We start from the raw sequence: 24,635 nt of genomic DNA on the forward strand, positions 1-24,635 counted from the left end.
CTCGTCGGCTCTCGACGCGGCTAGCAGTACGGGCGTACTGTGAGCGGCACGTACTGCCGACTCGGAGTGGGTGCGCATGTGGGATCCCGGCCAGTACCTCGTCTTCGCCGACCACCGGTCGCGGCCGTTCCACGAGCTGGTGGCCAGGGTCGGCGCCACGTCACCGCGGCGGGTCGTGGACCTGGGGTGCGGTCCGGGGAACCTGACGGAGACCCTGGCGGCGTGGTGGTCTTCGGCGGTGGTGGAGGCGCTCGACTCGTCACCGGAGATGGTGGCCGAGGCGCGGGCGCGCGGGGTCGACGCGCGGGTGGGCGACGTGGCGTCATGGGAGCCCTCGCCGGACACCGACGTGGTGGTCACCAACGCGGTGTTGCAGTGGGTGCCGGGTCATGAGGACCTGTTGCGCCGGTGGGTGCGTGCGCTGCCGTCCGGTGCGTGGTTGGCGATGCAGGTGCCGGGCAACTTCTCCGGGCCGTCGCACGAGCTGGTGCGGTCGTTGGTCGACACTTCGTGGCCCGCGTTGCGAGGGCTGATGCGGCCGTCGCCGGTGCTGGACCCCGAGGGGTACGCGACCGTGCTGGACGGCTGTGCGGTGGACGCGTGGGAGACGACGTACCTGCAACGGTTGGAGGGGGAGGACGCCGTGCTGGAGTGGATCACCGGGACGGCGTTGAGGCCGATCCGGGCGGCGTTGGACGACGGGGAGTGGGCTGAGTTCCGGGCGGGGTTGGCGCCGATGCTGCGGTCGGCGTACCCGCGGCGGCCGGACGGCACGACGTGGTTCCCGTTCCGCCGGGTCTTCGCGGTCGCCCACGTGCCGTGACATGCCTTGCGCCGTGACATGCCTTGCGCCGTGACGTGGCTTGCGCCGTGACGTGGCTTGCGCCGTGACCGCCCCAAGTCCGGGACGGCCACGACTCACGACTTCCCTTCAGTTGGCCCGCGGGATGACGGGATCGCGCCGGTGCCCGTTGGCGTGGGGCTGGTGGCGGCCGAGACCCGTGGTCTCGCTCACCTTGGCGCGGACGATGCCGGCTGCGCCCTGGACGGCCGGGTGGTCGGCCAGGGTGCGGTAGGCGCGCACGATCTGGTCGTAGCGCTGACGTCCGGCGCGCGCCCCCAGGACGTAGCCGATGGCGGCGCCGAGCAGGATGCCCTTCATGAGGTGTCCTCTCCTCCGATCGTGCCTGATCACCACCCTTCCTACCGCAGCGGTAGGGGGGTGTGCGCGGGCACCGTTGAGCATGCGCTAGAGTTACGTCCTGTCGGGCCGGGCGGCCCGGTCTACAACAGAACATTCCCCCTTAGCTCAATGGCAGAGCATTCGACTGTTAATCGAAGGGTTACTGGTTCGAATCCAGTAGGGGGAGCGTGATGACACCCCAGGTCTCGCGACCTGGGGTTTTGTCGTGTCATGGGGTCGGGGTACCCGCGAGTCACCCGAATGTCACCCCACTTCGCCCGATTCTTGGGGCAGGCTGATCCGCATGGCAGATCGCTTCGCCAACCGTCGTCGGATCACGTCCTTGGACCCCGAGACCGACCACGCCGAGATCATGCGCATCTCGTCCGGGTACGAGTTCCCGTGGGACTACGTGCGGTCGTTGGAGTTCGCGCTGTTCAGGACGTACTGCGTGCCGTCGATCTCGGCGCTGCTGGCGCGGACGGGGGAGTTCGAGCGGCGGGCGCAGAAGCGGTACGACGACACGGCGTTGCTGATGGCGGAGTTGGTCGAGCACGGCTACGACTCGCCGCGCGGTCGGGAGGCGCTGCGCGTGGTGAACCGGTTGCACGGGCGGTACGAGATCTCGAACGACGACATGCGGTACGTGCTGTCGACGTTCATCTTCGACCCGATCGAGTGGATCACCAAGTACGGCTGGCGGCCGTTGACGGACCACGAGCGGCTGGCCGCGTTCCACTTCTACTCGGCCGTCGGTGTCCGCATGGGGATCAAGTCCCTGCCGCCCACCTACTCTGCGTACCAGGCGTTCAAGCGGGAGTACGAGGCCGAGCACTTCAGGTACAGCGACACGAACCGCGCGATCGGGCAGTACACGCTGGACCTGTTCTGCTCCTGGTACCCCGCGCCCCGGGCGGTGACGTCCCGGGCGGTGCTGGCCATGCTCGACGCCCCGATGCTGACCGCCTTCGGCTTCACCCCACCACCACCTCGGCTGACCACCGTCGCCCAAGCCCTTCTACACCTACGAGCCCACACCGTCCGCCTGCTCAGGCCCCGCCGGATACCCCGCCTGACGAACGACCCGAAGAACCGCACGTACCCCGGTTACCCGACGGGTTACCGACCGGCCGACCTCGGAGCCCCGTAGTTCCGGAGTGCACAGCTTGGTCACGCCGCACCGGGTTGTCGAGACGCGGGGGAACCCCCATCTGTACCCTCCAGAACCGCACGTCAGGGGGCGGTAGCTCAGCCGGTCAGAGCAGCGGACTCATAATCCGTCAGGTCGTGGGTTCGAACCCCACCCGCCCCACCGTCTGACCAGGCAAGACAAGGAATTCAGTACCTACTGAAGATCATTTGTCCATGTTGTTGTCCATGAACCTTCGGGTGACCATGAGGGCATGACAGCCCAAGACAGCAGCGAGGAGCGTCGCCGGAGGGGCAGCGTCCGGCGACGTGGCAACTCCCTACAGGTCCGTGTCTCCGCTGGTGTCGACCCCGTCACCGGAAAAGATGTCTATCTCACGGAGACCGTGAAGGGGGTCACCAGAGCGGCCTATAAACAGGCTGACAAACTGATGACCAAGCTTTTGGCTGAGGTAGATGAGCAACGTGCCACGAGCACCGCCGTGACTTTCTCCCACGCGATTGATGAGTGGTTGAAGAACGTAGAACTTGAGGACAACACCCGAGACAGTTACGTCGGTTACATCGAGCGCACGATCCGTCCGACCCTGGGCAAGGTGCAAATTCGCAAGCTGTCTGCCCGTGCTCTCGAAAGCTTGTACTCGGAGCTACGTCGGTGCCGCACCCGTTGCGATGGCAAGCCGTTCGTGGAAAAGCACAAGGTCTTGGGTGACCACGACTGCGTCAAGTCCAAGTGCAAGCCGCACAAGTGCAGTCCGATGGCTGCATCGTCCGTGAGGCAGATTCACGCCATCATCAGCGGCGTTCTGAACGCTGCGGTCCGATGGGAGTGGATCGCCAGCAGTCCGGCGAAAGTGGCTCAGAAGCCGAAGCAGAAGCCGCCGCAACCCGACCCGCCTTCGCCCGCCGATGCCGCGCGTCTGGTGGACGAAGCCTTCAAAATGGATGACGACTGGGGAACCCTCGTCTGGCTGGTGATGACCACCGGCGTCCGTCGCGGCGAGATTTGCGCGCTCCGCTGGTCGCGGGTGAACTTCGAAGAGGGCACGATCGACATTCGCCGGAGCTACACCCTGCGTCGCGGTATCGGCAAGGAAAAGGACACCAAGACTCACCAGATGCGCCGGATCGCGCTCGACAACGAAACCCTGGTGCTCCTCATGGAACATCGTCAGCGTTGCCGTGAACGGTTGGCTGAACTCGACATCGAGTTGACGCCGGACATGTACGTCTTCCTGGGTGTGCGCAAGGCCGATCCGACAGTTCCGTACTCGCCGCACGCGGTGTCGAGCAGGTACAAGGACATGGCCGAGCGGCTGAAGATCGACACGCACCTACACGCCCTCCGGCACTACTCGGCGACCGAGCTGCTGACCGCCGGTGTGGACCTTCGTACGGTGGCTGGTCGCCTGGGACATGGCGGTGGTGGTGCCACCACCTTGCGCGTGTACGCGGCGTGGGTCGCGGCTTCTGATCGCAAGGCGGCCGAGATCCTTGGTTCACGGATGCCCAAGCGCAAGCCGAAGTAGGTCAGCCGATCAGCGCTTCAAGCCGTCGCCGTTGACGGTTGGAACCGACCTGGGCCGCGAGAATTCGAGCGCGTTCCGCGTGGGCTTTTGCTTCGCCGAGTTCGCCATTCGCTGACAGAACGTCGACCATATCGACGCGTAGCGCCGTCTCAGCTCGGGTGAACGTCGGATCAAGCTGATCAAGTGCAGTTCCGAGTACGTCGATCGCCTCCGGTTCTCGGAGTCGTGCTAGGGCACTTCCTCGCCATCGCGTCAGATGAGTCTGGTCGAAAACCAGATAGGACGCGTCCGAGTCGGCTCGTTTGGGTGGCATCAGTCGAGCAGCTTTGTCGAATGTCTGCAAGCTGTCGGCTAGGCGGCCGTCTGCTGCAAGAGCTTCACCATGAGCGGCTGTCAGCCATGCAGCGAGAAGTGCAGGGGTGTCGTTCTGCGCGATGTGTAGAGCTTGGCCGGTGAGTTCAACGGCTGATCGAGAGTCGCCGATGTCGAGCAAGACGACGGCTTGGCCGGCGCAAGCGTAAGCCTCCAGCGGACGCGACTCCGCTACGCGTGCCGCGCTACGTGCTTGGTCGTAGTGCTGCCAAGATTCGCGCATGAAGCCCTGATCGAGGGATTGCCATCCGGCAAGCGCCGAGGCGTCGACAATCACCCGCGCCAACCCGATTCGAGCTTGCCCGTCAAGTACGTTGCTGAGGAGTTCCCACATCTGATTGATCTGGGCGCGCAGTTCGCCGAGCAGTGCCGACCCACCCAACTGACGATCAATGACCCGTGTCAGGTCGAGCTTCTGCTGAAGCAGCGAGATCGTCTGTTGATCGACTGCTCGTCCGGACGTGATCCGCGCCCGCAACTCCAACGCCTCGCTGGACCACAACTGAACCTCGGATGGTGCGGACGTGCTGGGTTTCAACAGTCGTTCGATCGGCACGCCGAGCATTTCCTCAAGCAGTCGCTTGGTGCCTGCCCGTACCGGTCCGAGCGGTCGGCCGTCGGCGCGTTGGCCAGATGCCAGGCGGTGGACGTGGCGGACGCTGAGCGTCGCGTCGATGCCGTGTTCGTAGGCGAACAGGTTGGCCTGTTCGCTGAACTCCTCCGCTGTCAGCCCGCGCTTGTGGAGCAGTTCGCCTAGCAGCGTTCGTCCGTGTCCTGACGCCATCGGTTGATCTCCATATCACCAATGTCAGCGCTGACCAGTCTATGCCCCCATAGGTCCTGTCGGGGCGCTGGCAGGTCATTTGCTCCTACTGGACCAGTGGGCAAGCTGAAGTCAGCGATTCGTCAAGGGCGGTGGTGATCGTGGTGTGGAGTGAGCTTGCGAGCGATTTCGGCGGGGTCGCGCTGTTTCTGGTGTGGCTCGTGATCCCCCTTCTCTACCTCGTCGCTGTCGGCAGGCGATACGTGCGGCAAAGCCAGGAGAACGCACAGGTGGCGGTGTGGGCGCGCGACGAGGTGTGCCAGATCCGCGAGGAGCAGAGGGAAGGTAGTCATGACCATGACACTGGTTAGTGACGGTGACCGGGGCGAGGGTGAGGAGCAGCGCGCGTCGCTGTTCGATGACCCGAAGATCGTTGCTGAGGTTCAGGAGCTGGTGAACGATCAGGCACCGCGTCTGTTCGCGGTGGTGCGGGAGACGTTCGACCCGGAAGACGTGCAGATCGCGGCGTGGGGGATGACCACCAAGACGGGTGTCGAGGTGATCCCGGTTCACGGTGGGGCGCGGATGAGCCTCCAGTCAGCGGAAACCGCTCTGATCTTCTTCCGAGCCGGCGGGCAGGCGGTTCCCCGTGTGGTGTGGGTCGGGGGCGAGGGTGGGAAGTAGCGGCCTGGCGAGTGCGCTGGAGTGCGTGGCGCGTGGGTGGCCGGTGGTTCCAGGTGCGTTGTGGGTCGATGAGACCTACGTCGATCCTGTGACGAACCTCGAATGTGAGTCTCTGGCTCTGTGCTTGCCGGCTATGGCGACGCTCGATCCGACGTTGGTTCGGCGGTTGTGGCCGGTGCTGGAGGAGGGCGTCACGCGTTCGACGCTGGCTGTTCTGGGTCCGGCGTTGGTCGCGTTCGCGGTGAAGCCGGAGCGGGCACGGCACGTGATGATCTCCGCGCCGTTCCGCGCTGCTCCGACGCCGGTGGTGATGCTGCCGCTTCCGGTGGTCGGCTTGACGGTGGAGTTCGCCGTGTTCGTGCTGTCGTCTACGGACGGGTTGGACGAGAAGTTCGTGATTCCGCCGGGGGCGACCCTGCCTCTGCCTCCGGTTGTGGTCGAGGGGTACGCGGCGCAGTGGCTCGTGTCGCCGGCCGAGTGCGAACGGCTGATGACCGGTCCGGAGTTGGCGCGTCTGCTGGAGACCTCCAACCGTCGTTAGTGGGATGGACGGTTGGTGCACGGGTGCCGATCGCCTCCCTCGCCGGCACCCGTGGGACGGGACGGCCGTGTGCGAACCATCCATCCGGATGGCTCGCACACGGCCGTTTCGCGTTGCGTGGGACGGGTGACCCGTCCCACGTCCCACCCGTCACAACAGCCTGTTTACACAGGTCAGAACCACTAATGAGGGTGTCCCAGCAGGTGTGACGGGATGGCAGGCTTGGGACGGGTCCGGTGACGGGTCAGTCGTCATCCTCGATCACCTCGCCATCCACAATCGTTCCGTCCCTGACTGCGGTCAGCGCCGCGCGGATGTCCGCGACGAGGTAGCCGCGTACCTGCCGCACACCGTCGTCCGTGGTGATCCGGTCGCGCGTCGGCCGGCACCCGAACTCACCCATGCGCAGACCGAACGCCGTTGGCTCGACATCCAATGCGGCCACGAGTTCCGCCGTAGGAACGAAGTCACGCCTACCGGGCTGGAGATCGTCCCCGAGATAGTCCACAACGGACGCCAGTGGTTCCGGCAACTCCGACTCGCCGGTCTGTTCGACCACGGTCCCGCCGCCGATGGCCCGTGCGACCGCAGCATGATCGAGTATCGGCCGGTTGTCCTGTCCGGCCGCGTGGCCGGACAACGTGCCCTCTGCCTCCCGGAGTGCGCGTCCTCGTGCGCAGATGGTTCGCCAGTCTTCGTTGGGCATGTAGTAGGTCCGTACGGTGGTTGCGAGTACGTCGGCTCCCGCTGTGGTCTCTCCGTCGGGTCGGAGGATGCCGACGCCCTTGTGCGTGGCGAGTAGTCGGCTGCTGTCGTAGCCGCGCGTATTCATCTGCTCGCCCAGGACGATGTTGCTGTCGCGCCAGTCCATAACCCGCAACGCGAACCGTGAGCCCAGTACCGCCCGCAGGTTGCTCGGGATGGTCTTGCTGTCCGGGCGTTGGGTCGCCAGGACGAGGACGATCCCGGCGGCCGGTCCCTTGCGCGCGAGCCACGTCAGCAACTCCCCGACGTACTCGCCTGCGGTGAGCTTCTTCTCCTGCACCTCCAACGGTGTCCGGTCCTCCAGCGGTATCTGCACCTCGTCAATGAAGATCGCGGTCACCGGCATGTCGAGGCTCGGGTCACGGGACATCGCCGGGGTGATCTTCGATTCCGGGCACATCTCGTCGTCAAGGTCCTGCATCCGGCGGTAGCGGCCCTGCACCTCGGCGACGAGTTCCACCAGCCAGTCCACGAGCGCCAGGACGTGAGTTGGTTCGTCGCCGGCCATGAACCGGTGCGCCACCCGTCCCGCCGCGTACCAGTCCTTCCCGGCTTTGAAATCGGCCACGTAGAGCCGCGTATACGGGTCCAAGATCAAGCCCGCGGCTGCCAACCTCGCCGCGAAAGTCTTGCCCTGCCTGGGAATCGCGCCCACGAGCAACGACGTCCACACCAACGGCAAGTCCACCCTGCGCTGCCGCGCGTCCCGGCCGAACGGCACCGGCCGCCACGCATCCCACCGCTCGACGCCGAGCAGTGGCGTCCGCAGCGGAGGCGACCCGTACGGGTCCTCATCGGCAACCCACAGCGCGACCCTGCCCGCATGGCCGCCATTGCCACGAACCCGCTCCACGATGAGCTGTACCTCGTCCACCGCGAGCGCCGACGCCAACGCCTCCCGGTTCTTGACCACATCGGCCGCCTTGCGGGTCGCGGGCAGATCCACGGTGACCGCCCACCCGTCACCCTGCCGCCTGGCACGCTCGACCAGCCTCAGGCTTTCGTCCTTGCCAATGAGCTTCGCGTCCCGGAACGCGTCCACGAGCACCTGAGGGTCCATCGTCCACGTCAGCGTCCGTGGTCCGGCCAGTACCGGTGTGCGACCGGGTGAGCCGTCCTTACGGCGGCCGAGCACCGCCAGGACCACCGCGACCACCCCGCCACCGGTCCACAGCACCCGATGCCCGTAGACGAGATCGAGCACCGCGACCACCACACCGGCGACCGCGACGAGGGCGCCGGTGACCCTCCACCGGAACAACGCCAACGCCCGGATGTCGGTGAACTTGTCCGCCAACTTCTCCGACTGCTCCGCAGCCGCCCGGTAGTCCGCGACCCGCACCCACAACCGCCACCACCGCACCACGACCACCAACCCACGCACCACCGCACCGACGAACCGGAACGGTGACCGCAGCACCGCCACCACAAGGTCCCTGATGGCTTGCACCACGAGCTGGCGCGACTTCAGGACGACAGGCACACGGGGTGAACGCTGCCACCACCCGGCGAACCGCCGCGCCCACGACATCCGCTCCGGTGGCGGCTGGTCGTTCACGAACTCACCGTCAAGAACCGCGTTCACGAGATTGCTCCGTGACGCCTGCACCGGGAGCGAACCGCTCTCGCCGTTCTCGCCGTTCACGACAGCTCACCCCGCTCGACCTGTCGTCCCAGCGTGGCCGCCAGACGGGACGACAGCCCACGCGAGCAACCGGTGACCTCACGGACCCAGGCCGGCGTCACCGTGGTCCCTGGTGCCCACGCTGCCCGCGCTGACGCCAAGTACTCGGCGAACGTCGTCCGACTACGGGTGTGTTTACTCCTGACGGTCGTACGCGGTCGGTGTTCATGAACGGCTACCGGCGTACTGCGGTCGGCTTCCTCGAACGCTGCCGACACTGCCTCCGTCAGCTTGTCCCGCAGGTCCGTGACGGCTTCCGCCGCGACGAACACCACGAGCGGCGGTACGGAGTGCAGCACGACCCCAGACACGGAACCGGCCGCGTATGACGCCCACGTGTTCATGACATAGGTGGCCGCAAGCGTGAACCACTTCGCCCGCCGCACCCACGGACCCGTCCGCACCCGGTACCGCGCGGTCACCTGCTCCGCCCGCAGGATCGCCAACAACACCAGCGACACGGTCGGGTCGAGCAGCCACGCGGCCATCCATGGCAGCGACCACACCGGCGCGTCACCGGCCGCGAAGTGCTGGACGTTGGTCATCGTGAACCCCAGACCGAGCACGATCCCTGCCCAGCACAACCGGTCCACCTGCGCCCGCACCCGCTCGACCCGCAACGCCACCACGTCCGGCCGCGCCTGGTGCGCCCGCAGCTCCGCAGCCTCTACCGCCTCCCGCGCGATCCGGGCCGCCGTGTTCTCGCCGGGCGTGGCGGGTGGCCGCCCGAAGGCGACCACCCTTCCCACACCCTTGGGTGTGCTCACCGCCGATCACTCCTGCGACGCGGACCGTCCACGGCAGTCACCGTCAGCGCCTTCGTGAGCGTGTAGCCGGAGAACAACGCCGGCAGACCCAACACCACCCACAGCAGCGTCGAGTCCCGACCATGGGTGACCACCAACCACTGAACACCCACGATCACGCCAGCCGTCACCACGACCCGACCCGTGAGCGACAGCAACCGCGCACCGGCACGCGCCGTGTCCGCCGCAGCCTTCGCCCGACGTGAGCCGGCCCGCCACACCATCACCAACGCCAGCAACACACCCACACCAGCGAGCACCTGCGTGACCGTCAGGTTGATCGTCATGACGACGGCCCACCCATCCGGCCACGCCGCGCCCGCCACACCGGATACAACGCCCGCCGATCCTCATCCGACAGACCACCCCACACCCCGACCGTGCCGGCACCGGCCGTACGCAACTCCAGTTCCAAACACGCACGCCGCGCCGGACACTCCGCACACAACCGAGCCGCCAACTCCCGATCGGTCATCTCCTCGTCGTCCCACTCCGGCGACTCGCCACCCGACACCAACCACAAGCACCGGCCGTCCCGCGTAACGATCTCCAACAACACCTCATCCGGCACACCCGCGAACCGATCGAGGTCCGCCGCGACCACCTCGAAGTAGCTCTCTCCGTTCACCACGAGGCACCCCCGTTCAGCCGAGCAACCTCACGGGCCGTCCGTCGCTCGGCAGCCACGCGGGCGACGTCCACGACTTCACCCGACGCGGAGGCCTGCTCTGCCAACTCTTCGACCGCACGTGCCGGGACCACGTAGCGGGTCCGAAGCCGAACGGCAGGGAAGGCGTTCTCACGGATTGCCCGGTAGACGGTCGCCGGGTCGACGCGCATGATCCGCGCGGCCTCAGCGACTGTGTAGAACAACGGTGAGCGGCTTGCCGCTCCACTTGTCGTACTCATTGGTCCGCCTTCGAAAGACTGATTTCACCGCTCGAAGCGCTGACATAAGCGTTGATTATCGGTCAATAGCCGCTGATGTCAGTGATCGCCCCGGAATCGGCCTGAACCTCGCGCTAACGTCGGCGCTGAGGCGGCGCACGGAGGCGGACGTGAAAGAGGATTGGTCGGCAGTCGCGGAGGCAGTCAACGCCCGCGCGGCCGAGCTGGCTTTGAAGCAGCGGGAACTCGCCGAGAAGTCGGGCGTCTCGCTGGCGATCGTGCGCGAGATCCAGCAAGGCAGAATCGAACGCCGACGCAATCCGCGCACTCTTGAAGCGCTGTCGATCGCGCTCGACTGGCACCCGCAGCACCTGACAGCGGTTCTCAACGGCCAGAACCCGCCGGAAGCGGACGTGACCGCGGTACCGGTCGACAACCCGGTAATCCCGTTGCTGAACACCATCATCCGCGAGATTCGCGGACTGCGGGCCCAACTCGGGACGCTCACCAACCGGCTTGACGACGAGGCGCGAAGAAAGGACTGATTCGCGGTAGTCGTTCGGCGGTTTCTGCGTCGCTGTCATGGCAACAGCAGACAGCCGAACAGGGGGACGAAATAATTGTCAGCGGCTAACGCGCCACATGTTAAGTGGAGTTAAGTTCGCAGGTCACGGCCTCAGGGGACGGGGGAGAGCGTGGCAGGACGAGGACGAGGTGACCCGCCGCGCACGCGGCTACAGGCCATCCGCAAGGAGTCCGGACGCACGCAAGCGCAGGTCGTCCGCTACTTCCTCACCAGGGGCAAGACTCTAGGCATCCCAGTAGCCAGCGAGTCGGCACTATCGGTCATGCTCTCCCGCTGGGAGAACGGTCGCGTAGAAGTAACTGACCCTGGCTACCAACGCCTATTCCGAGAGTTCTACGGCCGAACCAACGAAGAACTAGGCTTCGCACCAGAACACCAGAACCAATCGGCTGAAGAACTCCGCGACCGCTTGATCGTCGCACGCAACATCGACCGTGAAACCGTGGACCTGTTCCAACGCCAAGTCAACGACCTACGCAACTCGGACAAGAGGTTCGGCGCAGTAGTCGTTCTGGACCAGTTGAACAACCTCGTCCGCCAGATGGAGAGCGTCAAGACGTTCAGCGTGAGAACCCAACACCGCGAACGCTTGGCAGCCATCCTCACCGACGCCCGCACACTGGCCGGCTGGACAGCACTGGACCGAGGTTCGCAACTACAGGCGTGGCAGTACCACGAGGACGCCAAGGTATCCGCCCGCGAAGCAGACTCACCGTTCCTCCTTGCCCACGCTGCCGCCCAACAAGCGGTGATCCTCCTCGACATCGGCGAACCCACCGCAGCCGTCGAGCTGCTGGAGTACGCACGGCACGTAGCCGAGAACCGCGCACCATCCCTCCTGCGGACATGGCTTGCCGCCGCACATGGAGAAGGACTCGCAGCGGCCGGACGCCACGACGAGTCCCTACGTGCGTTCGATGAGGCACAAGGACTTCTGCCCGCGAACCCGGTAGACCCTGAGCTGCCCCACCTACTCCTCAGCGACGGTCACCTTGCAAGGTGGCGAGGCAGCGCCCTAGTACGCCTAGGCGACCAGGACGCCATCGGCAGCCTCGAAGCGGTAGCGCGAGAAATGGAGACCTCCCCGCGCTCAACCATCCGCGCCCAACTCCACACCTATACAGACCTAGCCTTCGCCTACGCCGCCGCAGGCGACAGCAGGGGAGCACTGGCCTACGCCGCCAAAGCCCGCCAACTAGCCACCCGCATCGGCTCTGACCGCCAACGCCAGCGTCTAGCCAAGTTGCAGCTACCCGAGATCGGCCGAACCGGCATTGCGTGAGGCCAAGTAGAACAACAGCGGCACAATCGCCCCCGATCCAAGCACCTCACCACGCTTGATCAGCTCCAACATCCGATCAATCGGAATCCACTCGATCCGCGCGGCTTCTTCGCCATCGGTAGGCTCGCCCACCTTCTCGGCATTTCGCCAGATGTAGGCATTCACCGGAGCGTCGACCATGCCAGGCAACGGCTGAAACGTAGCCATATGCTCCGGCTCGCCAACCGGCCGCCAACCGGTCTCTTCTACAGCTTCCCGCGCTGCCGTAGCAGCAGGATCTTCGCCTTCCTCAACCAGTCCACCAATGAGTTCATAACCCCACTGGTCAACAGCAAACCGATACCGCCACAGCGTCAAGACCTCTTCGCGCTCATTCAACAGCAGCGCAACCGCCACATGGTGCAGCTTGACCACGTGATGCTCAAACCGACTACCGTCCGGCGGTTCAACGTCAACGAGGTTGAGCCTGACCCACTGGTTGTCGTAGATGGCCCGCTCGCCGTGGACCTTCCACCTAAGTTCTTTCGGATACTCCGTCACGCGAGTAGGCTACTCGGGCTGCTCGATATCCGGTAGTTCGAGGTTCTTCATGGTCGGATACATGTGGCCTACCATGCTTTTGAAGCTTTCATGATAGAGTTTCTTGACTCTGGATGGTCTTGAGGGGCTTAGGTGTAGTTCGGACAAGAGGAAATCGCGGATCTGCATGTTGCGGAGGTTGGCGTTACTCTTTTTGTCGAGTATCTCTTTGAGGCTTTGGCCGCCGTTTTCTTGCAGACCCTCAATTATCTCCAACTCTTGGAGGTCGGCAATTTCGAGTGGCATAACGTCGCCTTCGGCGAGCAAGCCCCGCTTGCCAACCCTGTCTCGTAGTAGAGGAAGCGATATCGGGTTTACTGGGAAACCTTCGGTGAGAATAAGGAGAGGGAAGTACCGTCGACGGACGCCGGATGGCGGTAGCCCCGTGAGCTTTTCCTCGTACTCTCGAAGCGATGAGATAGTGGCGTCTATTTGTGCCACTTCCTCAACTAGCTTGTCTATGTCCGAGATGACTGCTTCATCGGACATCCCAGTAACAGATTCACGCCGTAGTTGGATAGTTGTTACTTCTGCCACAACCCAGGAATCGCCGTAGTCGATCGCCGCATCAGCGATCTTGATTCCTGGTGCGGAGTAAGCGGCTCGGAGTTCACGGTCGTGGTACGTGCGCCGGGACATTGCCGAGCTGCCTGTAAGGCTATCCAGAATCTCTGCCGCGTATATTTCGGCAAGTCGTCTCACGCAGTTTTCCACCCTGCTGGCGTATTTCTTGTCTTCGCTGGTGCCCGTGCTTTGTAGGGCAAACTTGACATCGAATAGTGGAAGCCAGCCGAAGATTCTCTTCATCAAGAGGTTTGGGTCAAGTACGACCATGGCTCCTTCATGGTCGCGTACTACTGGGTATCGACTAAACGAATCAAATGACCAACTCGTTGCGGCAAAGTCTGATTGACTGCATGTGTACTGTCGTAACACGTGAATGTCAATGGTGAAGGGTGCGAGAGCCTTCGATATGCGCTCCGTCGTCCATCCAAGCCCGGAAAGGTAAGTTGGCGAAATTATGTGCGGACCATTCATTGTGGCCGCCCTAAGTGCTAGACCTACTGCAAGAACGTCGCGTAATGGTGTGTCGGTAGCTCTGAGGTACGCTGCTTCCAGATCGAATACTTCTTTTGTTTCGAACTGCTCCTTGGATAGCTGGAGCCATGTTCGAATGAAGCGTGTAAGAGTGTGGGCTTCGTCCACATCTGCATTGAAGACTTGATTCGATATAAGTTCACGGCCGAGACTTCCTGGTACTTCGCTAATCTTCAACTCTGACGGGTAATCTTCTTCTTTTGTGAGGTGATCGGTTGCGGCTAGGTAGACGGCGACAAGGTTAGCTGGCTTGTTGGCGGACAGGTCCTTGCCGCAATAGAGCATTGCCTGCTGGGCCAGTGCAAGAAGCGCTTGAGGTACGATGAATCCTTTGAGCGGATCCTTCAGTAGGTTTAGAATTTTGGTCCGCGCTTCCCCTTTGAACCAGAGGTTCACGTAATGCTCATCTACCTCTGTTCGCGAGATTCCGGGTGACCGTAGTCGTGCCATCACTTCGGCAACGAATGCGAGAACGGGTTCGACGTTAATTCGGCCAAGCTCGCCACGGATGTACGTCTCGGGTACGTCGAACCCGAAAATTTCTCGTGTGGTTAAGTACACCAATATCTGGTCTATCGGTGCCGGACCCTGTGCTAGGTACTCGGGTATGATGAGCCCGTCAGCTCTCTGAACAAATCGTGACGCAATTGCACGAATTGCCGTGCCGTCGAAGTATGTGGCGTTATTGGAGATAGGTGCGATAAAGTTCGGCAAGCTTGTCGGTTCATGGCCAAGAAACGAAGTGAATTTGTCCGGCGAGTGGGCCGCGTTATCTGATGGCATCTGATCACGCCTCCTGACCTGATAACACTCCATCGCGCCTGTCCGCAGGACTATTACATCTCGCGTGGACGCGGGGTGGGTCAGATACGTGTAGCGCGTAGTGCCCATCGTCGGACTACGATCTTGTAAGAGGGTGCCAGTGATCAACAGCGACGGAGTCTACTGTGGACATGGCTGTCCACGGTTGTGTCCATGAACCACCGTCGACAGGGCCGGCCATGCTGCTAAGCGGATACACGAGGCTGGCCATAGTCGCTGGCTACGGCCATTTGCAGTGTGACCTTGGACACTCATAATCCGTCAGGTCGTGGGTTCGAACCCCACCCGCCCCACTCTGTTGTGCGGGGGTGCAACCCCCGCGCCCCGCCCGGCGGGCTCCGCCCCCGGACCCCCGCCGTGGCTTCGCCCCTGGCCCCCGCGTCGGGGGCTTCGCTGTGGCGCTGTCGCGCCTGCGCTTCGCCGGTGAAGCTCGCTGTGGTCCCGTTGCTCGCACTGGGCTTGGGCAGGGTGAGCAGCTGCGACGGCGATCGGGTCGACACGCCATTCACGTCCGTGTCGACCCGATCGGCCTCGCACCTACGCAGCCTGGTAGTCCGCCGCGCCGGGTGACCCGGTCGACTTGCCGCTCTTCGTCTTCGGGACGAACGGGATGTCGGCGAACTGGAGCTCGATGCCGTGGTGGTGCAGATCCTCGTTGAGCCGCAGCAGGTCGACCATGGAGAGCGTGAAGAGCTGCTTCACGCCCCACCGCCGCCCGCCGATCGCAAGGACGACCACCCGCGGCCTTTCGGTTACGCGGCGGCTGTTGTCGAGGAGGTGCACCTTGGCGTCGAGTTGCACCAGTGCCTCGGGCTCCATGCGCTGAGACCACGTCGACACACGGGCCTGCGTGAACAGGTGGCTTGCCGCAGTCGCCCTCGCCAACCACTTGATGTGGACGACTTCGTCCCTCGGACCGATCACGTCCGCCAGCTCGAACCTCGGGTGCATCGGCGTCCGGGCGAAGCTCTTGTCCAGGCAGAGATATCCCTCCTGCCGTGCGACCTGCTCGCAGTAGAGGTGCTCGTCTTCCTGCTTGCCCGTCGGCGTCCAGAGCGGGAACTCGAGGTCGCTCTTGTTGGCGACGAGCTCCGCCACCTGCTCCCGTACCCGCTCCACGGCCGCGCGCCCCAGTTCATACCACCGCCCCTGGTGCAGGCAGTAGGTGTGCTCGTCGATCGTGGTCTCGAACGCGATCCACCTGTCCATCGAGATCGGGCGGGTCAGCAATTCCTCGCCATACGCGTCGGCGCACGGGATGAGGCGACAGACCTTCAGCTCGCTCACCCGGGCCGGCACCGGGATGAGGTCGAACCGTTCGGTGATGGCGGCGATGTCGAGGTCGGCGTCGAGCTCGATCGGGCCGAAGCCGCCGACGTCGTTGGTGCGGTACGAGTTCGCCTCGTCCATCGCCCGCGCCGCCGCGGTCGGCCAGCACAGCCCGAGCGGCCCGAACCGGTCGTCACCGCCGAGCGCCACCGCGAGGTGGCCCTCCAGACGAGGGATCAGTGGGTCGTTCTCGTTCAGCGGCCGGACCTGGGCGATGAAGCGGAGCGGCGAGTTCTCGTCGCTCTCCTCCACGATGCGGCAGATCGCCTCCAAGTCCGCGAGGAACGTATCGGGGGAGTTGCCGATCTGGATGGACAGGGAGTTGCCGGCGCGGATCTGGTACTGCTTGCCGTCGGTCGCCTCGTGGTAGGTCAGGCCGTCCATGTTGGCCTTCCCGGCGATCCCGGTGACCAGCTCGCCCGCGGGTTCGAGGCGGAAGCCGGGCACGGTGCTGCCCGACGGGAACGAGATCTGGCTGCTGCGGGCGGAGATGTCGAGCAGGTTGCTGCTCACCGTGCGCAGCTTGGTCGGGTCGAGGCGCCGAATCGCGAAGAGCAGTCCGAATCCCTCGTCCATCCAGAGACCGTCGAGCAGGTGGCGCCCACTGCCGAAGGCGACCGCCATGACCCAGTCGCCGACGGGCACCAGGATGATCGCGAACGGTGTGGTGCTGCTCAAGTCCATGTCCCGGCCCGAGATGCGGTGGACGTGCTTTCCCCAGGCGGGCGCATCGATGGCACGCACACCGGCGATCAAGTGCGACTTGACGCCGCTGATCGTGATCTGTCCGTCGTATTCGACGGTGAGGCCGTCGGACTGCTTGATGTAGTCCTTCAAAGGCAGGCCGTAGGCGAACCGGTAGGCCGTCATCGGGGTCGAGGGGAGCGGTTGATTCGACAAATCAAAATCCTCTTCTTACGGCGCAGCAGAGCAGCGGGCATCAGGATCGGGGTGCCCTGAAGAAGCCCGCGGTGCTGCGGGATGTCGAGTGCGGTGCTTGAGACGGAGACGTCTGCGGGTGAGCGGGGCTAAGCCGCGCGCGGCTCGTGTGCCGGGTGTGTCACCGTGGGGAGGTATCGGAGCTCAAGGCCAGGCTGAAGGGCTGTGCGTCCGAACCACCCGGTCGTGCTGGCGCAAACGCTGGCCGTGGTCCTACTGGCAGCTCTACACTCAACGTCGTTCCTCCGATGCAGTCTTCTGGGTGCTACGCCAGGGAGATGTGGTTGGGACACCACGCGGTCCTCTGTTCGCGCAGAGGACCGCGTTCATATTTCCGGGGTCGTCTTGTGGCCCCGATACGAGCATGGCAAACCAAACGAGACATGGTCACCCTCGACGGCCCTTCTGCGCCGAGAAGTCTCCGATGCGCGCCGAGCGGCGTAGGCCATACGGTCCAGCCGATCGTGTCGAACTGAACCCGTTCTAGTGGTAGATCGATACCCTGAGATTTCCTACTGACCAGTTCGGGTGGAATGACAACGCTGTCGCTTCACTCGATCGAGTGAATGTGCCCCTGTGTTGTGACCGTGATTCCCGATAAGTGCGGTGCCCGCCGCCGTTCTTAAAGATCAAGTCGACGACGGGTGCTCTGATCCGGTGTGACCGGCCGGCCGTGGGTAGACCGTTCGTCGCGCCGTGCGACCCATTGGCCATCCACAGGGCACGGTCAGTCCACGCACGGGATGGGGGAGGGTTCGGTGGCGGCGCCTGACGTAGCGGCAGGTGGGGTCAGGGCGGCGGTTACGGCGGCGCGGAGGGTGGGTTGGGCGTCCGCTGTCGGATCGCTTTCCAGGGGCAGGGTGTGGAAACGGATGCCTGAGGTTCCTTGTGCCATGGAGAGGATGTCCCAGTCGGCCGAGAGGACCACGTGTTGCTTGGCGACCTCCGCCACCGGCCCCAGCGCGTTGACGCCCTGCGACCGGATCCGGTGCATCACCGCACTGATGAACGCCTGTTGACGACGCACGCGGTCCAGGTCGGCGTTTGCGAGGCCATGCCGTTGGCGGACGAACGCCATCGCCTGCGCGGCCGTCAGGTGTTGCCTGCCCGCCGGGAAGTCCGCGCCCGAGTACTCGTCGGACGTCGCCGCGTTCAAGCACACCTCCACCCCGCCCAACGCCTCCGCCAACCGGTAGAACCCGACCATGCTCACCTCGACGATGTGATCCACCGGCACCCCGAGCGACGACCCCACCGTCTCCACCTGCGCCCGACGCCCCGCCTCACGCCCCAGCCACTCGATATCCGCCGGGTCCCGGCGCACCTCCGCCAAGACGAGCCGCCGCTCCTCCGCCTCCTTCGCCCGCCCGTACGCCTCCTTCACCTTCCCGTGCTGCGGCCCACCGACTATCCCCAGCAACGGCACGTGGTTGTCTCGCGGCAAGGACAGGGCGACGGCCGCGGACCCGTCGGAAGGGACGTGTAGGAGGATCAACGTGTTCGCGTTGTACCCGCCACGGTCCACATCACCGGCGTGCAGCGCCGCCAGCACCTCGTCCGACGGCGCCCCGCCATCGAGATCCCGCCGCGTCGTCAGGCCCATCACCAACACGTTCATCCCGGACGTCGACTTCACGTCGTCCGCCCGCACCGCCAGCGACCGCCGCACGCCCGTGTCCACGTCCTGGTAAGTGGCCCAAGCCATCCCCGCCGCCACGAGCACCGCCGCCGACAGCAACACCCATGTGCCCCGCACCACGCCCAGCAAAGCCCGACTCAACATCGAGTACCCCCCTCGCGTCCCTAATCTAGATCCGTTCAAACGCTGGGGGCATGACGTGGCAGACCGCATGGCTCATCTGCCGAGCTTGGCGGCGCTCGCCGTATCGGCCGTCTTCACCGCCGTCGCCCACCGACTGGACGGCGAGCAACCCGGCCTCGTCTTCGGCGTCCTTGTGGTGTCCGGTGTGTTGCTCGCCGCCGCGATGGTTCGACCGATCGGCTTGTGGACCGTGGTGCCGGCACCCCCGCTGCTGTACGCGGGGCTTGTGACGGGTGTGTCAGTGTTGCAGGGAAAGTCCTTGGGGGAGTTGACGATTCTCGTCGCACCGCCGGTGGTCCGCGCGTTCCCCCACCTCGCGGTGGGTGTCGGCGTGGGGCTGCTGGTCGCGGCGGCGAGGCTGGGGGGAACGTGGTGGGGGAACAGGTCTTCGTCGACCGAACGGGAAGACGTCGTGGACTGATGAGGGCGGTGAGCATCGCGTTGGCGGCGTCGTTGTTGGGCCTGTCCACGCTGATCATGACGACCGTGTTGCCGCACGTCACGTGAGAGCCCACTGGGTCTCGTTGCTGCTGGGCCTCGGCTTGCTGATGGGCACCTTGAGCTTCCACGCCTACGCCACCTCCCTGCCCGACGAGCCCACGAGAGCCGCTGTCACAGCCGAATCGGTGGTCCAGGGCACGGTCGCGTTGGTGTTCCACGGCGGACCACATCCGAGATGGACGCCGCGGGTGCTCGACAGCCTGGCCGAACGCGGTCTGCGCGCGACGTTCTTCGTGGTCGGAGCACAGGTCAACGAGCACCCCGACCTCGTCCGGCGGATGGTCGAGGAGGGGCACGAGGTCGGCGTCTCGGGATTCCGCACGGGTGAGGCGACCACGTTGGGCATGGCGTTCGCGCAGAACGCCCTGGCCGACGCCGCGAACGTCCACACCGGACTCACCGAGGCCGACCCCGACACGCCGGACCTGCACCTCTACGACACCAGGGCCATCGCCGCGGCCGTGGGAACACCGGGCCACGTCATCCGGCTGCACGAGGCCAGCACCACTCCCGGCGTGATCGGCCTGCTCGCCGACGCGCTGCCCGACCACCGCTTCACCACCCTGACGACCGCCACCGGCCGGAGCGCCGCGATGACCGACGCCGGGTTCGGCGCACGGGTCACCGGCGCCGCCCAAGCCTGGTCACAACACCACGGCGACGTGCTCGCCACGCTCCTGAACGTCATCTGCGCGATCGTCGCCGTGTTCGCGTTGCTCCGCACCCTGATGCAACTCGGCCTGGCCCACACCGCACGCCGCCTGCACCGCGTGATCGAGGTGAAGCCGCACGCGCCGCCGGTGTCGGTGATCGTCCCCGCGTACAACGAGGCCGCGAACATCGCCGCCGCCGTCCGGTCGATCGTGAACTCCGAGCACCCCGCCGAGGTGGAGGTGGTCGTGGTCGACGACGGCTCGACCGACGGCACGGCCCAGGTGGTCGAAGCGCTGGGACTGCCCGGCGTGCGCGTGGTGAGCCAGCCGAACCGGGGCAAGTTCGCCGCCCTCAACGCGGGCATCGCGCTGGCCGAGCACGACGCGTTGGTGCTGGTGGACGGCGACACGGTGTTCGAGCGGGACACCGTCTCCAAGGTGGTGCGCCCGCTCGGCGACCTGGGCGTCGGCGCGGTGTCGGGCAACGTCAAGGTCGCCAACCGGGGTGGGCTGCTCGGCCGGTGGCAGCACCTGGAGTACTGCGCGGGCTCGAACCTGGACCGGCAGATCCTCAACGCGCTGGAGTGCATCCCGACCATCCCCGGCGCGATCGGCGCGTTCCGCCGGGCGGCGGTGGACGAGGTCGGCGGTATCAGCGCGGACACGCTCGCCGAGGACACCGACCTGACGATGGCGATCACCCGAGCCGGGTGGCGGGTGGTGTACGAACCGGCGGCGCGCGCGTGGACCGAAGTGCCGACGGGCCTGCGCGGGCTCTACAAGCAGCGGTACCGGTGGTCGTACGGCACGTCCCAGTCGATGTGGAAGCACCGGCGCGCGCTGCGCGAGGAAGGCCGGATGGGTCGGTTCGGGCTGCTGTACCTGCTCGTGTTCCACGTCGTGCTGCCAGTGCTCGCGCCCGCGCTGGACGTGTACGTGCTGTACGGGGCGTTCGTGGCGGACGCGCCGTGGGCGCTGGTGATCTGGACGGTGTTCCTGGCCGTGCAGACGGCGAGCGCCGGCTACGCGCTCCGGCTCGACGGCGAGTCGCTCAAACCGCTCTGGGCGTTCCCACTCCAGCAGTTGGTGTACCGGCAGCTGACGTACCTCGTGGTGGTCCAGTCGTTGGTCACGGCGTTGCACGGGACACCGTTGAAGTGGCAGACGGCGCGGCGCAGCGGGTTGGCGGAGGTGGCTGCCCGGTAGTACCGGAGGTGGCACCGGTGGTCCGGTGGTGCGCCCGCCGTTGCCGCTCCAGTTGAGACTGTGACGTTGTCCGAGGCCGTAGCCGCCCGCGTCGGGACCGGCGAAATCGCCTCCGGCGAACGGAAGACTTCCGGGCATGACCGCACCGTCTGCCCGACGCCACGACCTCGACGTCCTTCGGATCGGCGCCTTCCTGCTGCTGATCGCGTTCCACCTCGGCATGTTCTACGTGCCGTCGGACTGGCACGTGAAGAGCACCCACGTCACGCCGGCGCTCGAACCGTGGATGGACGCGCTCAGCCCCTGGCGCCTCAGCCTGCTGTTCGTGATCTCGGGCGTGGCCACCCGGTTCATGGCCGACAAGCTCGCGGCCGGAGCGCTGGCGGCCCAGCGCACGCGGCGCCTGCTCATCCCGCTGCTGTGCGGGATCGGGTTCGTGGTCGCGCCGCAGAGCTGGGCGGAGGTGGTGGAGAAGAACGGCTACACCGGGAGCTTCCTCGACTTCTGGCCCCGCTACCTGATGTTCGACCAGAGCTTCGGCATCGTCCTGCCGACCTACAACCACCTGTGGTTCGTCGCCTACCTCTGGTCCTACACGATGATCGTCCTGGCGGCGGCGCCGTTGCTGCCCCGGGCCGATCACTGGGCGGGCCGGGTGCTGGGGGGTGCGGGGCTGTTCGTCGTGCCGGTGCTGCTCTTCGGCCTGTACCGGGCCACGGCGTACCGGGCGTGGGGCGAGACGCACGTGCTCTGGGCCGACGGCTACGCCCACCTCCAGTACGGCACGGCCTTCCTGCTGGGCTTCCTGCTGGCGCGGCAGGACGCTGCCTGGGCCCTGCTGGAGAAGGCGCGCGCCGGGATGCTGGCCGCCGCCGTCGTGCTCGCCGTCGCCGGTCTGACGCTCGCGCGCCTGGGCGTCGACGACCTCCCTGGCTGGCCCGGCGCGGGCTGCGCCTTCCTGCGGGAGGCGTACGCGTGGGCCGTGATCTGCACCCTGTTCGGCTACGCGCGGCGTTACGTGCGCGGGGGGTCGCCGCTGCTCAGCACCCTCAACGAGGCGGTGTTCCCGTTCTACATCGTCCACCAGACGGCGATCGTGCTGGCCGGCCACCTGCTCAAACCGCTGGAGCTGCACGTGGCGGCCGAGGTGGGGATCATCCTGGCCGTCACCGTCGCCTCCGGCGCTGCGGCGTACCACCTCGCCCGGACCGTGCCCGCGCTGCGCGAGCCGCTCGGCCTGAAACCCCACACCCGCCGGGCGCGGCAGGTGAGCACAGCGGAGAAGTCGGGTTAGCGGACGGCGGGAGCCGCCCCGACGGCCTGGGCGGCTCCCGCGTCGGACCGAGCATGATCCCTTGACACCGTGTGGTAGCTGCCTGGTAGTACCAGAGGTAGCATCGGTGGTATGAAAATCAGTGTGAGCCTCCCGGAGGAGGACGTAGAGTTCGTTGATCGCTACCTTAGGCAACACCACAGCTCGTCACGGTCGTCGGTGATCCACCAGGCGATCACGCTGTTGCGTGAGGCGGGCCTGGAGAACGCCTACGCGAGCGCGTGGGAAGAGTGGGAAGCCGGGGGAGACGCCGACATGTGGGACGTGACCGCGCCAGACGGTGTGCGCGATGCGCCGCGGTGACATCTACTGGGTCGACCTGGAGCCGGCGCTCGGCGCCGAGGCGAACAAGATCCGCCCGGCCGTGGTCGTGAGCAACGACGCGGCGAACCGGGTCGCCGGACGGGGCGGCCGGGGTGTGGTGACGGTCGTGCCCATCACCTCCAACACCGCGAAGGTGTACCCGTTCCAGGTGCTGCTGCCGGCCAAGGACTGCGGGCTCGGCGCGGATTCGAAGGCGCAGGCCGAGCAGGTGCGCACGGTCGCCGCGGCCAGGCTCCGCGCCCGGATCGGCGAACTGCCGCCGGCGGTGCTCAAGCAGTTGGACGAAGCCCTGCGCGTCCACCTCGCGCTGTAGAGCCCCAAAAGCCCAAGAGCCGGGAACGAGCACTGCCGGGACCGCCCGAAGACGAGACGGCCCCGGCAGCTCACGTCACTCCACCACGCGGATGGCTCCGGCCGGGCACAGGTGCGCCGCGTCCCGCGCCTTCTTCTCCTGCGCGGCGCTGGGCGTCGGCTCCAGGAGGATGACCGTGCCGTCCTCCTCGTCCTGGTCGAACATCGCCGGGTCGGTCAACACGCACATGCCCGACCCCGCGCACAGGTCCGGATCCACTTCGATCTTCACTTAGAACTCCACCGGTAGCTCGTGTACTCCGTAGATCGTCATATCGTCCCGCATCCGCACCTCCGCCGCGGGCACTGCGAGCCGAAGGTTCGGGAACTCCCGGAACAACGCGGTGTAACCCACCCGCATCTCGATCCGGGCCAACTGCTGCCCGAGGCACTGGTGCACCCCGTGGCCGAACCCGAGGTGCCCGGACGCGGGCCGGCGGATGTCGAACTCGTCCGGCCGCTCGAACCGCGCCGGGTCCCGGTTGGCGGACGCCACCGAGATCGAGACCGACTCGCCGGCCCGGATCACCACACCGCCGATCCCGACGTCCTCCAGCGCGGTGCGGATGGTGCCGAACTGGATGATCGTCAGGTACCGCATCAGCTCCTCGACCGCGTTGTCCGCCAACGACGGGTCCGCGCTCAGCGCGGCCACCTGCTCGGGGTGCTGCAACAGCAACAACGTGCCGATGCCCAGCATGTTCGCCGTGGTCTCGTGACCGGCGATGAGGAGTAGCAGCCCCATGTTGGCGACTTCCTCGTCGGTCAGCTCACCGGTGGCGATCAAACCGGACAGCATGTCGTCGCCCGGCGTCTCGTGCTTGCTCTGTGTCAGCCGCAGCACGAACGCCTCCAGTCGCTCGAGCGCCGCCATGATCTCCTCGAACGAGGAGTCCAGCCGCAACGCCTGCGCGGTGTCCGCTTGGAACGATTCCCGCTGCTCGTAAGGCACCCCCAGTAGTTCGCAGATCACCAACGACGGCACCGGCAGCGCGAAGCCCGCCACGAGGTCCGCAGGCGAACCCGCGGCCCGCAGCGCGGCCAGGTGATCGGCCACGATCCGCTCGATCCGCGGCGTCAGCAGGTTCATCCGCCGCACGGTGAACTGCCCGGTCAACAGCTTCCGGTAGCGCGTGTGGTCCGGCGCGTCCATCCCGATGAACATCCCCGGTTTGGCCGCCGGGCGTTGTGCCATCGGCTGCCCGCCGACCAGGCGCGGCGAGTGGTGCAACTCGGCGCGGCTGCTGAACCGCCGGTCCGCGTGCACCTCCCGAGCCAGGTCGTAGCCGGTGACCAACCACCCCAGGTGCCCGTCCGGGAACTTCATCCGGCTGATCGGCGCCGTGCCGCGGAGCAACCCCAACTCCGCGGGCGGATCGAACGGCGTGCTGCGTGCGGTCGGCAGCTCTGAGTACAGCGTTTCGGTCATCTCGCACACCTCCCAGT

26 protein-coding genes and 2 tRNA genes are annotated in these 24,635 nt (G+C 65.8%); 15 read left to right on the forward strand and 13 right to left on the reverse strand.

Annotated elements, in window-relative coordinates:
• Window positions 1-76: 76 nt before the first annotated feature.
• Complete coding sequence (locus F4560_RS40230) at window positions 77-823, forward strand: trans-aconitate 2-methyltransferase (RefSeq protein ID WP_184929680.1); 747 nt, start codon at window positions 77-79, stop codon at window positions 821-823.
• Window positions 824-931: 108 nt separating this feature from the next.
• Here F4560_RS40230 and F4560_RS40235 read toward each other — a convergent pair whose 3' ends face one another.
• Window positions 932-1,162, reverse strand: coding sequence for a hypothetical protein (locus tag F4560_RS40235; protein WP_184928268.1), 231 nt, complete (start codon window positions 1,160-1,162; stop codon window positions 932-934).
• Window positions 1,163-1,298: 136 nt separating this feature from the next.
• Here F4560_RS40235 and F4560_RS40240 point away from each other — a divergent pair.
• The 4 genes from F4560_RS40240 to F4560_RS40255 all read left to right on the forward strand — a co-directional run bounded on the left by F4560_RS40240 (window position 1,299) and on the right by F4560_RS40255 (window position 3,861).
• Window positions 1,299-1,370 (forward strand) — tRNA-Asn (locus tag F4560_RS40240).
• Window positions 1,371-1,487: 117 nt separating this feature from the next.
• A complete protein-coding gene (locus F4560_RS40245; RefSeq protein ID WP_184928269.1) occupies window positions 1,488-2,333 on the forward strand; it encodes an oxygenase MpaB family protein in 846 nt (281 codons plus the stop codon).
• An 87-nt stretch (window positions 2,334-2,420) separates the two neighbouring features.
• Window positions 2,421-2,495: transfer RNA gene (locus tag F4560_RS40250), tRNA-Ile, on the forward strand.
• Window positions 2,496-2,586: 91 nt separating this feature from the next.
• Complete coding sequence (locus F4560_RS40255; protein WP_184928270.1) at window positions 2,587-3,861, forward strand: tyrosine-type recombinase/integrase; 1,275 nt, start codon at window positions 2,587-2,589, stop codon at window positions 3,859-3,861.
• 1 nt (window position 3,862) lies between these two features.
• Here F4560_RS40255 and F4560_RS40260 read toward each other — a convergent pair whose 3' ends face one another.
• The gene (locus tag F4560_RS40260; protein WP_184928271.1) at window positions 3,863-5,017 is read right to left on the reverse strand and encodes an NsdA family TPR-like regulatory protein; all 1,155 of its coding nucleotides are present in this window, start codon (window positions 5,015-5,017) and stop codon (window positions 3,863-3,865) included.
• A 131-nt stretch (window positions 5,018-5,148) separates the two neighbouring features.
• Here F4560_RS40260 and F4560_RS40265 point away from each other — a divergent pair, with 131 nt between their 5' ends.
• From F4560_RS40265 to F4560_RS40275, 3 genes are all read left to right on the forward strand, one after another.
• Window positions 5,149-5,367 (forward strand): hypothetical protein, encoded by a 219-nt coding sequence (locus F4560_RS40265; RefSeq protein WP_184928272.1) that lies wholly within the window; start codon window positions 5,149-5,151, stop codon window positions 5,365-5,367.
• Window positions 5,348-5,680, forward strand: a complete 333-nt coding sequence (locus tag F4560_RS40270) for a hypothetical protein (protein WP_184928273.1) — start codon at window positions 5,348-5,350, stop codon at window positions 5,678-5,680. The genes F4560_RS40265 and F4560_RS40270 overlap by 20 nt, the downstream gene beginning before the upstream one ends.
• A gap of 133 nt (window positions 5,681-5,813) precedes the next feature.
• Window positions 5,814-6,221: a hypothetical protein gene (locus F4560_RS40275; protein WP_184928274.1), complete on the forward strand. Its 408-nt coding sequence runs from the start codon at window positions 5,814-5,816 to the stop codon at window positions 6,219-6,221.
• 244 nt (window positions 6,222-6,465) lie between these two features.
• Here the strand turns inward: F4560_RS40275 and F4560_RS40280 are convergent, their stop codons facing one another.
• The 5 genes from F4560_RS40280 to F4560_RS40300 form a co-directional block, all read right to left on the reverse strand.
• On the reverse strand, window positions 6,466-8,517 hold the full coding sequence (locus tag F4560_RS40280; RefSeq protein WP_246479173.1) for an FtsK/SpoIIIE domain-containing protein: 2,052 nt from the start codon (window positions 8,515-8,517) through the stop codon (window positions 6,466-6,468).
• Between the two features lie 110 nt (window positions 8,518-8,627).
• On the reverse strand, window positions 8,628-9,419 hold the full coding sequence (locus tag F4560_RS40285) for a hypothetical protein (protein WP_184929682.1): 792 nt from the start codon (window positions 9,417-9,419) through the stop codon (window positions 8,628-8,630).
• A 14-nt stretch (window positions 9,420-9,433) separates the two neighbouring features.
• Complete coding sequence (locus F4560_RS40290; RefSeq protein WP_184928275.1) at window positions 9,434-9,763, reverse strand: hypothetical protein; 330 nt, start codon at window positions 9,761-9,763, stop codon at window positions 9,434-9,436.
• A complete protein-coding gene (locus F4560_RS40295; RefSeq protein ID WP_312869772.1) occupies window positions 9,760-10,104 on the reverse strand; it encodes a WhiB family transcriptional regulator in 345 nt (114 codons plus the stop codon). The genes F4560_RS40290 and F4560_RS40295 overlap by 4 nt, the downstream gene beginning before the upstream one ends.
• Entirely contained in the window at window positions 10,101-10,385 is a 285-nt protein-coding gene (locus F4560_RS40300; RefSeq protein ID WP_184928277.1) for a helix-turn-helix domain-containing protein, read from the reverse strand. Before F4560_RS40300 ends, F4560_RS40295 begins: the two co-directional genes overlap by 4 nt.
• A 149-nt stretch (window positions 10,386-10,534) precedes the next feature.
• Here F4560_RS40300 and F4560_RS40305 point away from each other — a divergent pair, with 149 nt between their 5' ends.
• Both F4560_RS40305 and F4560_RS40310 read left to right on the forward strand, forming a co-directional pair.
• Complete coding sequence (locus F4560_RS40305; protein WP_184928278.1) at window positions 10,535-10,909, forward strand: helix-turn-helix domain-containing protein; 375 nt, start codon at window positions 10,535-10,537, stop codon at window positions 10,907-10,909.
• A gap of 303 nt (window positions 10,910-11,212) precedes the next feature.
• Window positions 11,213-12,232 (forward strand): NsdA family TPR-like regulatory protein, encoded by a 1,020-nt coding sequence (locus F4560_RS40310; RefSeq protein ID WP_221483811.1) that lies wholly within the window; start codon window positions 11,213-11,215, stop codon window positions 12,230-12,232.
• Here the strand turns inward: F4560_RS40310 and F4560_RS40315 are convergent.
• From F4560_RS40315 to F4560_RS40330, 4 genes are all read right to left on the reverse strand, one after another.
• Complete coding sequence (locus F4560_RS40315; protein WP_184928280.1) at window positions 12,200-12,772, reverse strand: NUDIX hydrolase; 573 nt, start codon at window positions 12,770-12,772, stop codon at window positions 12,200-12,202. The genes F4560_RS40310 and F4560_RS40315 overlap by 33 nt on opposite strands.
• A 9-nt stretch (window positions 12,773-12,781) precedes the next feature.
• A complete protein-coding gene (locus F4560_RS40320) occupies window positions 12,782-14,800 on the reverse strand; it encodes a hypothetical protein (RefSeq protein ID WP_184928281.1) in 2,019 nt (672 codons plus the stop codon).
• Window positions 14,801-15,268: 468 nt separating this feature from the next.
• A complete protein-coding gene (locus tag F4560_RS40325; RefSeq protein ID WP_184928282.1) occupies window positions 15,269-16,930 on the reverse strand; it encodes a TIGR04141 family sporadically distributed protein in 1,662 nt (553 codons plus the stop codon).
• A 796-nt stretch (window positions 16,931-17,726) separates the two neighbouring features.
• Window positions 17,727-18,782 carry an LCP family protein gene (locus F4560_RS40330; RefSeq protein WP_184928283.1) on the reverse strand — a complete coding sequence of 352 codons (1,056 nt, stop codon included), beginning with the start codon at window positions 18,780-18,782 and terminating at the stop codon, window positions 17,727-17,729.
• 67 nt (window positions 18,783-18,849) lie between these two features.
• Here F4560_RS40330 and F4560_RS40335 point away from each other — a divergent pair, with 67 nt between their 5' ends.
• The 5 genes from F4560_RS40335 (at window position 18,850) to F4560_RS40355 (ending at window position 23,151) form a co-directional block, all read left to right on the forward strand.
• Window positions 18,850-19,242 carry a DUF6542 domain-containing protein gene (locus F4560_RS40335; RefSeq protein WP_184928284.1) on the forward strand — a complete coding sequence of 131 codons (393 nt, stop codon included), beginning with the start codon at window positions 18,850-18,852 and terminating at the stop codon, window positions 19,240-19,242.
• A gap of 82 nt (window positions 19,243-19,324) precedes the next feature.
• Window positions 19,325-21,181, forward strand: a complete 1,857-nt coding sequence (locus tag F4560_RS40340) for a bifunctional polysaccharide deacetylase/glycosyltransferase family 2 protein (protein WP_312869773.1) — start codon at window positions 19,325-19,327, stop codon at window positions 21,179-21,181.
• A 136-nt stretch (window positions 21,182-21,317) separates the two neighbouring features.
• Window positions 21,318-22,475 (forward strand): acyltransferase family protein, encoded by a 1,158-nt coding sequence (locus tag F4560_RS40345; RefSeq protein ID WP_184928285.1) that lies wholly within the window; start codon window positions 21,318-21,320, stop codon window positions 22,473-22,475.
• 111 nt (window positions 22,476-22,586) lie between these two features.
• On the forward strand, window positions 22,587-22,817 hold the full coding sequence (locus F4560_RS40350; RefSeq protein WP_184928286.1) for a DUF8778 family protein: 231 nt from the start codon (window positions 22,587-22,589) through the stop codon (window positions 22,815-22,817).
• On the forward strand, window positions 22,804-23,151 hold the full coding sequence (locus tag F4560_RS40355; RefSeq protein ID WP_184928287.1) for a type II toxin-antitoxin system PemK/MazF family toxin: 348 nt from the start codon (window positions 22,804-22,806) through the stop codon (window positions 23,149-23,151). The genes F4560_RS40350 and F4560_RS40355 overlap by 14 nt, the downstream gene beginning before the upstream one ends.
• Window positions 23,152-23,226: 75 nt before the next feature.
• On the opposite strand, the gene F4560_RS40360 is transcribed toward F4560_RS40355, so the two are convergent.
• The gene (locus F4560_RS40360) at window positions 23,227-23,421 is read right to left on the reverse strand and encodes a ferredoxin (protein ID WP_184928288.1); all 195 of its coding nucleotides are present in this window, start codon (window positions 23,419-23,421) and stop codon (window positions 23,227-23,229) included.
• Window positions 23,422-24,618 carry a cytochrome P450 gene (locus tag F4560_RS40365; RefSeq protein ID WP_184928289.1) on the reverse strand — a complete coding sequence of 399 codons (1,197 nt, stop codon included), beginning with the start codon at window positions 24,616-24,618 and terminating at the stop codon, window positions 23,422-23,424.
• Between the last annotated feature and the right edge of the window lie 17 nt (window positions 24,619-24,635).

This window comes from Saccharothrix ecbatanensis, from assembly GCF_014205015.1.
In the GTDB taxonomy this organism is placed as follows: Bacteria; Actinomycetota; Actinomycetes; order Mycobacteriales; family Pseudonocardiaceae; genus Actinosynnema; species Actinosynnema ecbatanense.

Excerpts from the sequence above, each read along its gene's own strand:
- F4560_RS40230 (WP_184929680.1), top strand. The coding sequence starts at position 77 with ATGTGGGATCCCGGCCAGTACCTCGTCTTCGCCGACCACCGGTCGCGG.
- F4560_RS40235 (WP_184928268.1), bottom strand. The coding sequence starts at position 1,162 with ATGAAGGGCATCCTGCTCGGCGCCGCCATCGGCTACGTCCTGGGGGCG.
- F4560_RS40245 (WP_184928269.1), top strand. The coding sequence starts at position 1,488 with ATGGCAGATCGCTTCGCCAACCGTCGTCGGATCACGTCCTTGGACCCC.
- F4560_RS40255 (WP_184928270.1), top strand. The coding sequence starts at position 2,587 with ATGACAGCCCAAGACAGCAGCGAGGAGCGTCGCCGGAGGGGCAGCGTC.
- F4560_RS40260 (WP_184928271.1), bottom strand. The coding sequence starts at position 5,017 with ATGGCGTCAGGACACGGACGAACGCTGCTAGGCGAACTGCTCCACAAG.
- F4560_RS40270 (WP_184928273.1), top strand. The coding sequence starts at position 5,348 with ATGACCATGACACTGGTTAGTGACGGTGACCGGGGCGAGGGTGAGGAG.
- F4560_RS40275 (WP_184928274.1), top strand. The coding sequence starts at position 5,814 with ATGGCGACGCTCGATCCGACGTTGGTTCGGCGGTTGTGGCCGGTGCTG.
- F4560_RS40280 (WP_246479173.1), bottom strand. The coding sequence starts at position 8,517 with ATGTCGTGGGCGCGGCGGTTCGCCGGGTGGTGGCAGCGTTCACCCCGT.
- F4560_RS40290 (WP_184928275.1), bottom strand. The coding sequence starts at position 9,763 with ATGACGATCAACCTGACGGTCACGCAGGTGCTCGCTGGTGTGGGTGTG.
- F4560_RS40300 (WP_184928277.1), bottom strand. The coding sequence starts at position 10,385 with ATGAGTACGACAAGTGGAGCGGCAAGCCGCTCACCGTTGTTCTACACA.
- F4560_RS40310 (WP_221483811.1), top strand. The coding sequence starts at position 11,213 with ATGCTCTCCCGCTGGGAGAACGGTCGCGTAGAAGTAACTGACCCTGGC.
- F4560_RS40320 (WP_184928281.1), bottom strand. The coding sequence starts at position 14,800 with ATGGGCACTACGCGCTACACGTATCTGACCCACCCCGCGTCCACGCGA.
- F4560_RS40325 (WP_184928282.1), bottom strand. The coding sequence starts at position 16,930 with ATGACGGCCTACCGGTTCGCCTACGGCCTGCCTTTGAAGGACTACATC.
- F4560_RS40330 (WP_184928283.1), bottom strand. The coding sequence starts at position 18,782 with ATGTTGAGTCGGGCTTTGCTGGGCGTGGTGCGGGGCACATGGGTGTTG.
- F4560_RS40335 (WP_184928284.1), top strand. The coding sequence starts at position 18,850 with ATGGCTCATCTGCCGAGCTTGGCGGCGCTCGCCGTATCGGCCGTCTTC.
- F4560_RS40345 (WP_184928285.1), top strand. The coding sequence starts at position 21,318 with ATGACCGCACCGTCTGCCCGACGCCACGACCTCGACGTCCTTCGGATC.
- F4560_RS40350 (WP_184928286.1), top strand. The coding sequence starts at position 22,587 with ATGAAAATCAGTGTGAGCCTCCCGGAGGAGGACGTAGAGTTCGTTGAT.
- F4560_RS40355 (WP_184928287.1), top strand. The coding sequence starts at position 22,804 with ATGCGCCGCGGTGACATCTACTGGGTCGACCTGGAGCCGGCGCTCGGC.
- F4560_RS40365 (WP_184928289.1), bottom strand. The coding sequence starts at position 24,618 with ATGACCGAAACGCTGTACTCAGAGCTGCCGACCGCACGCAGCACGCCG.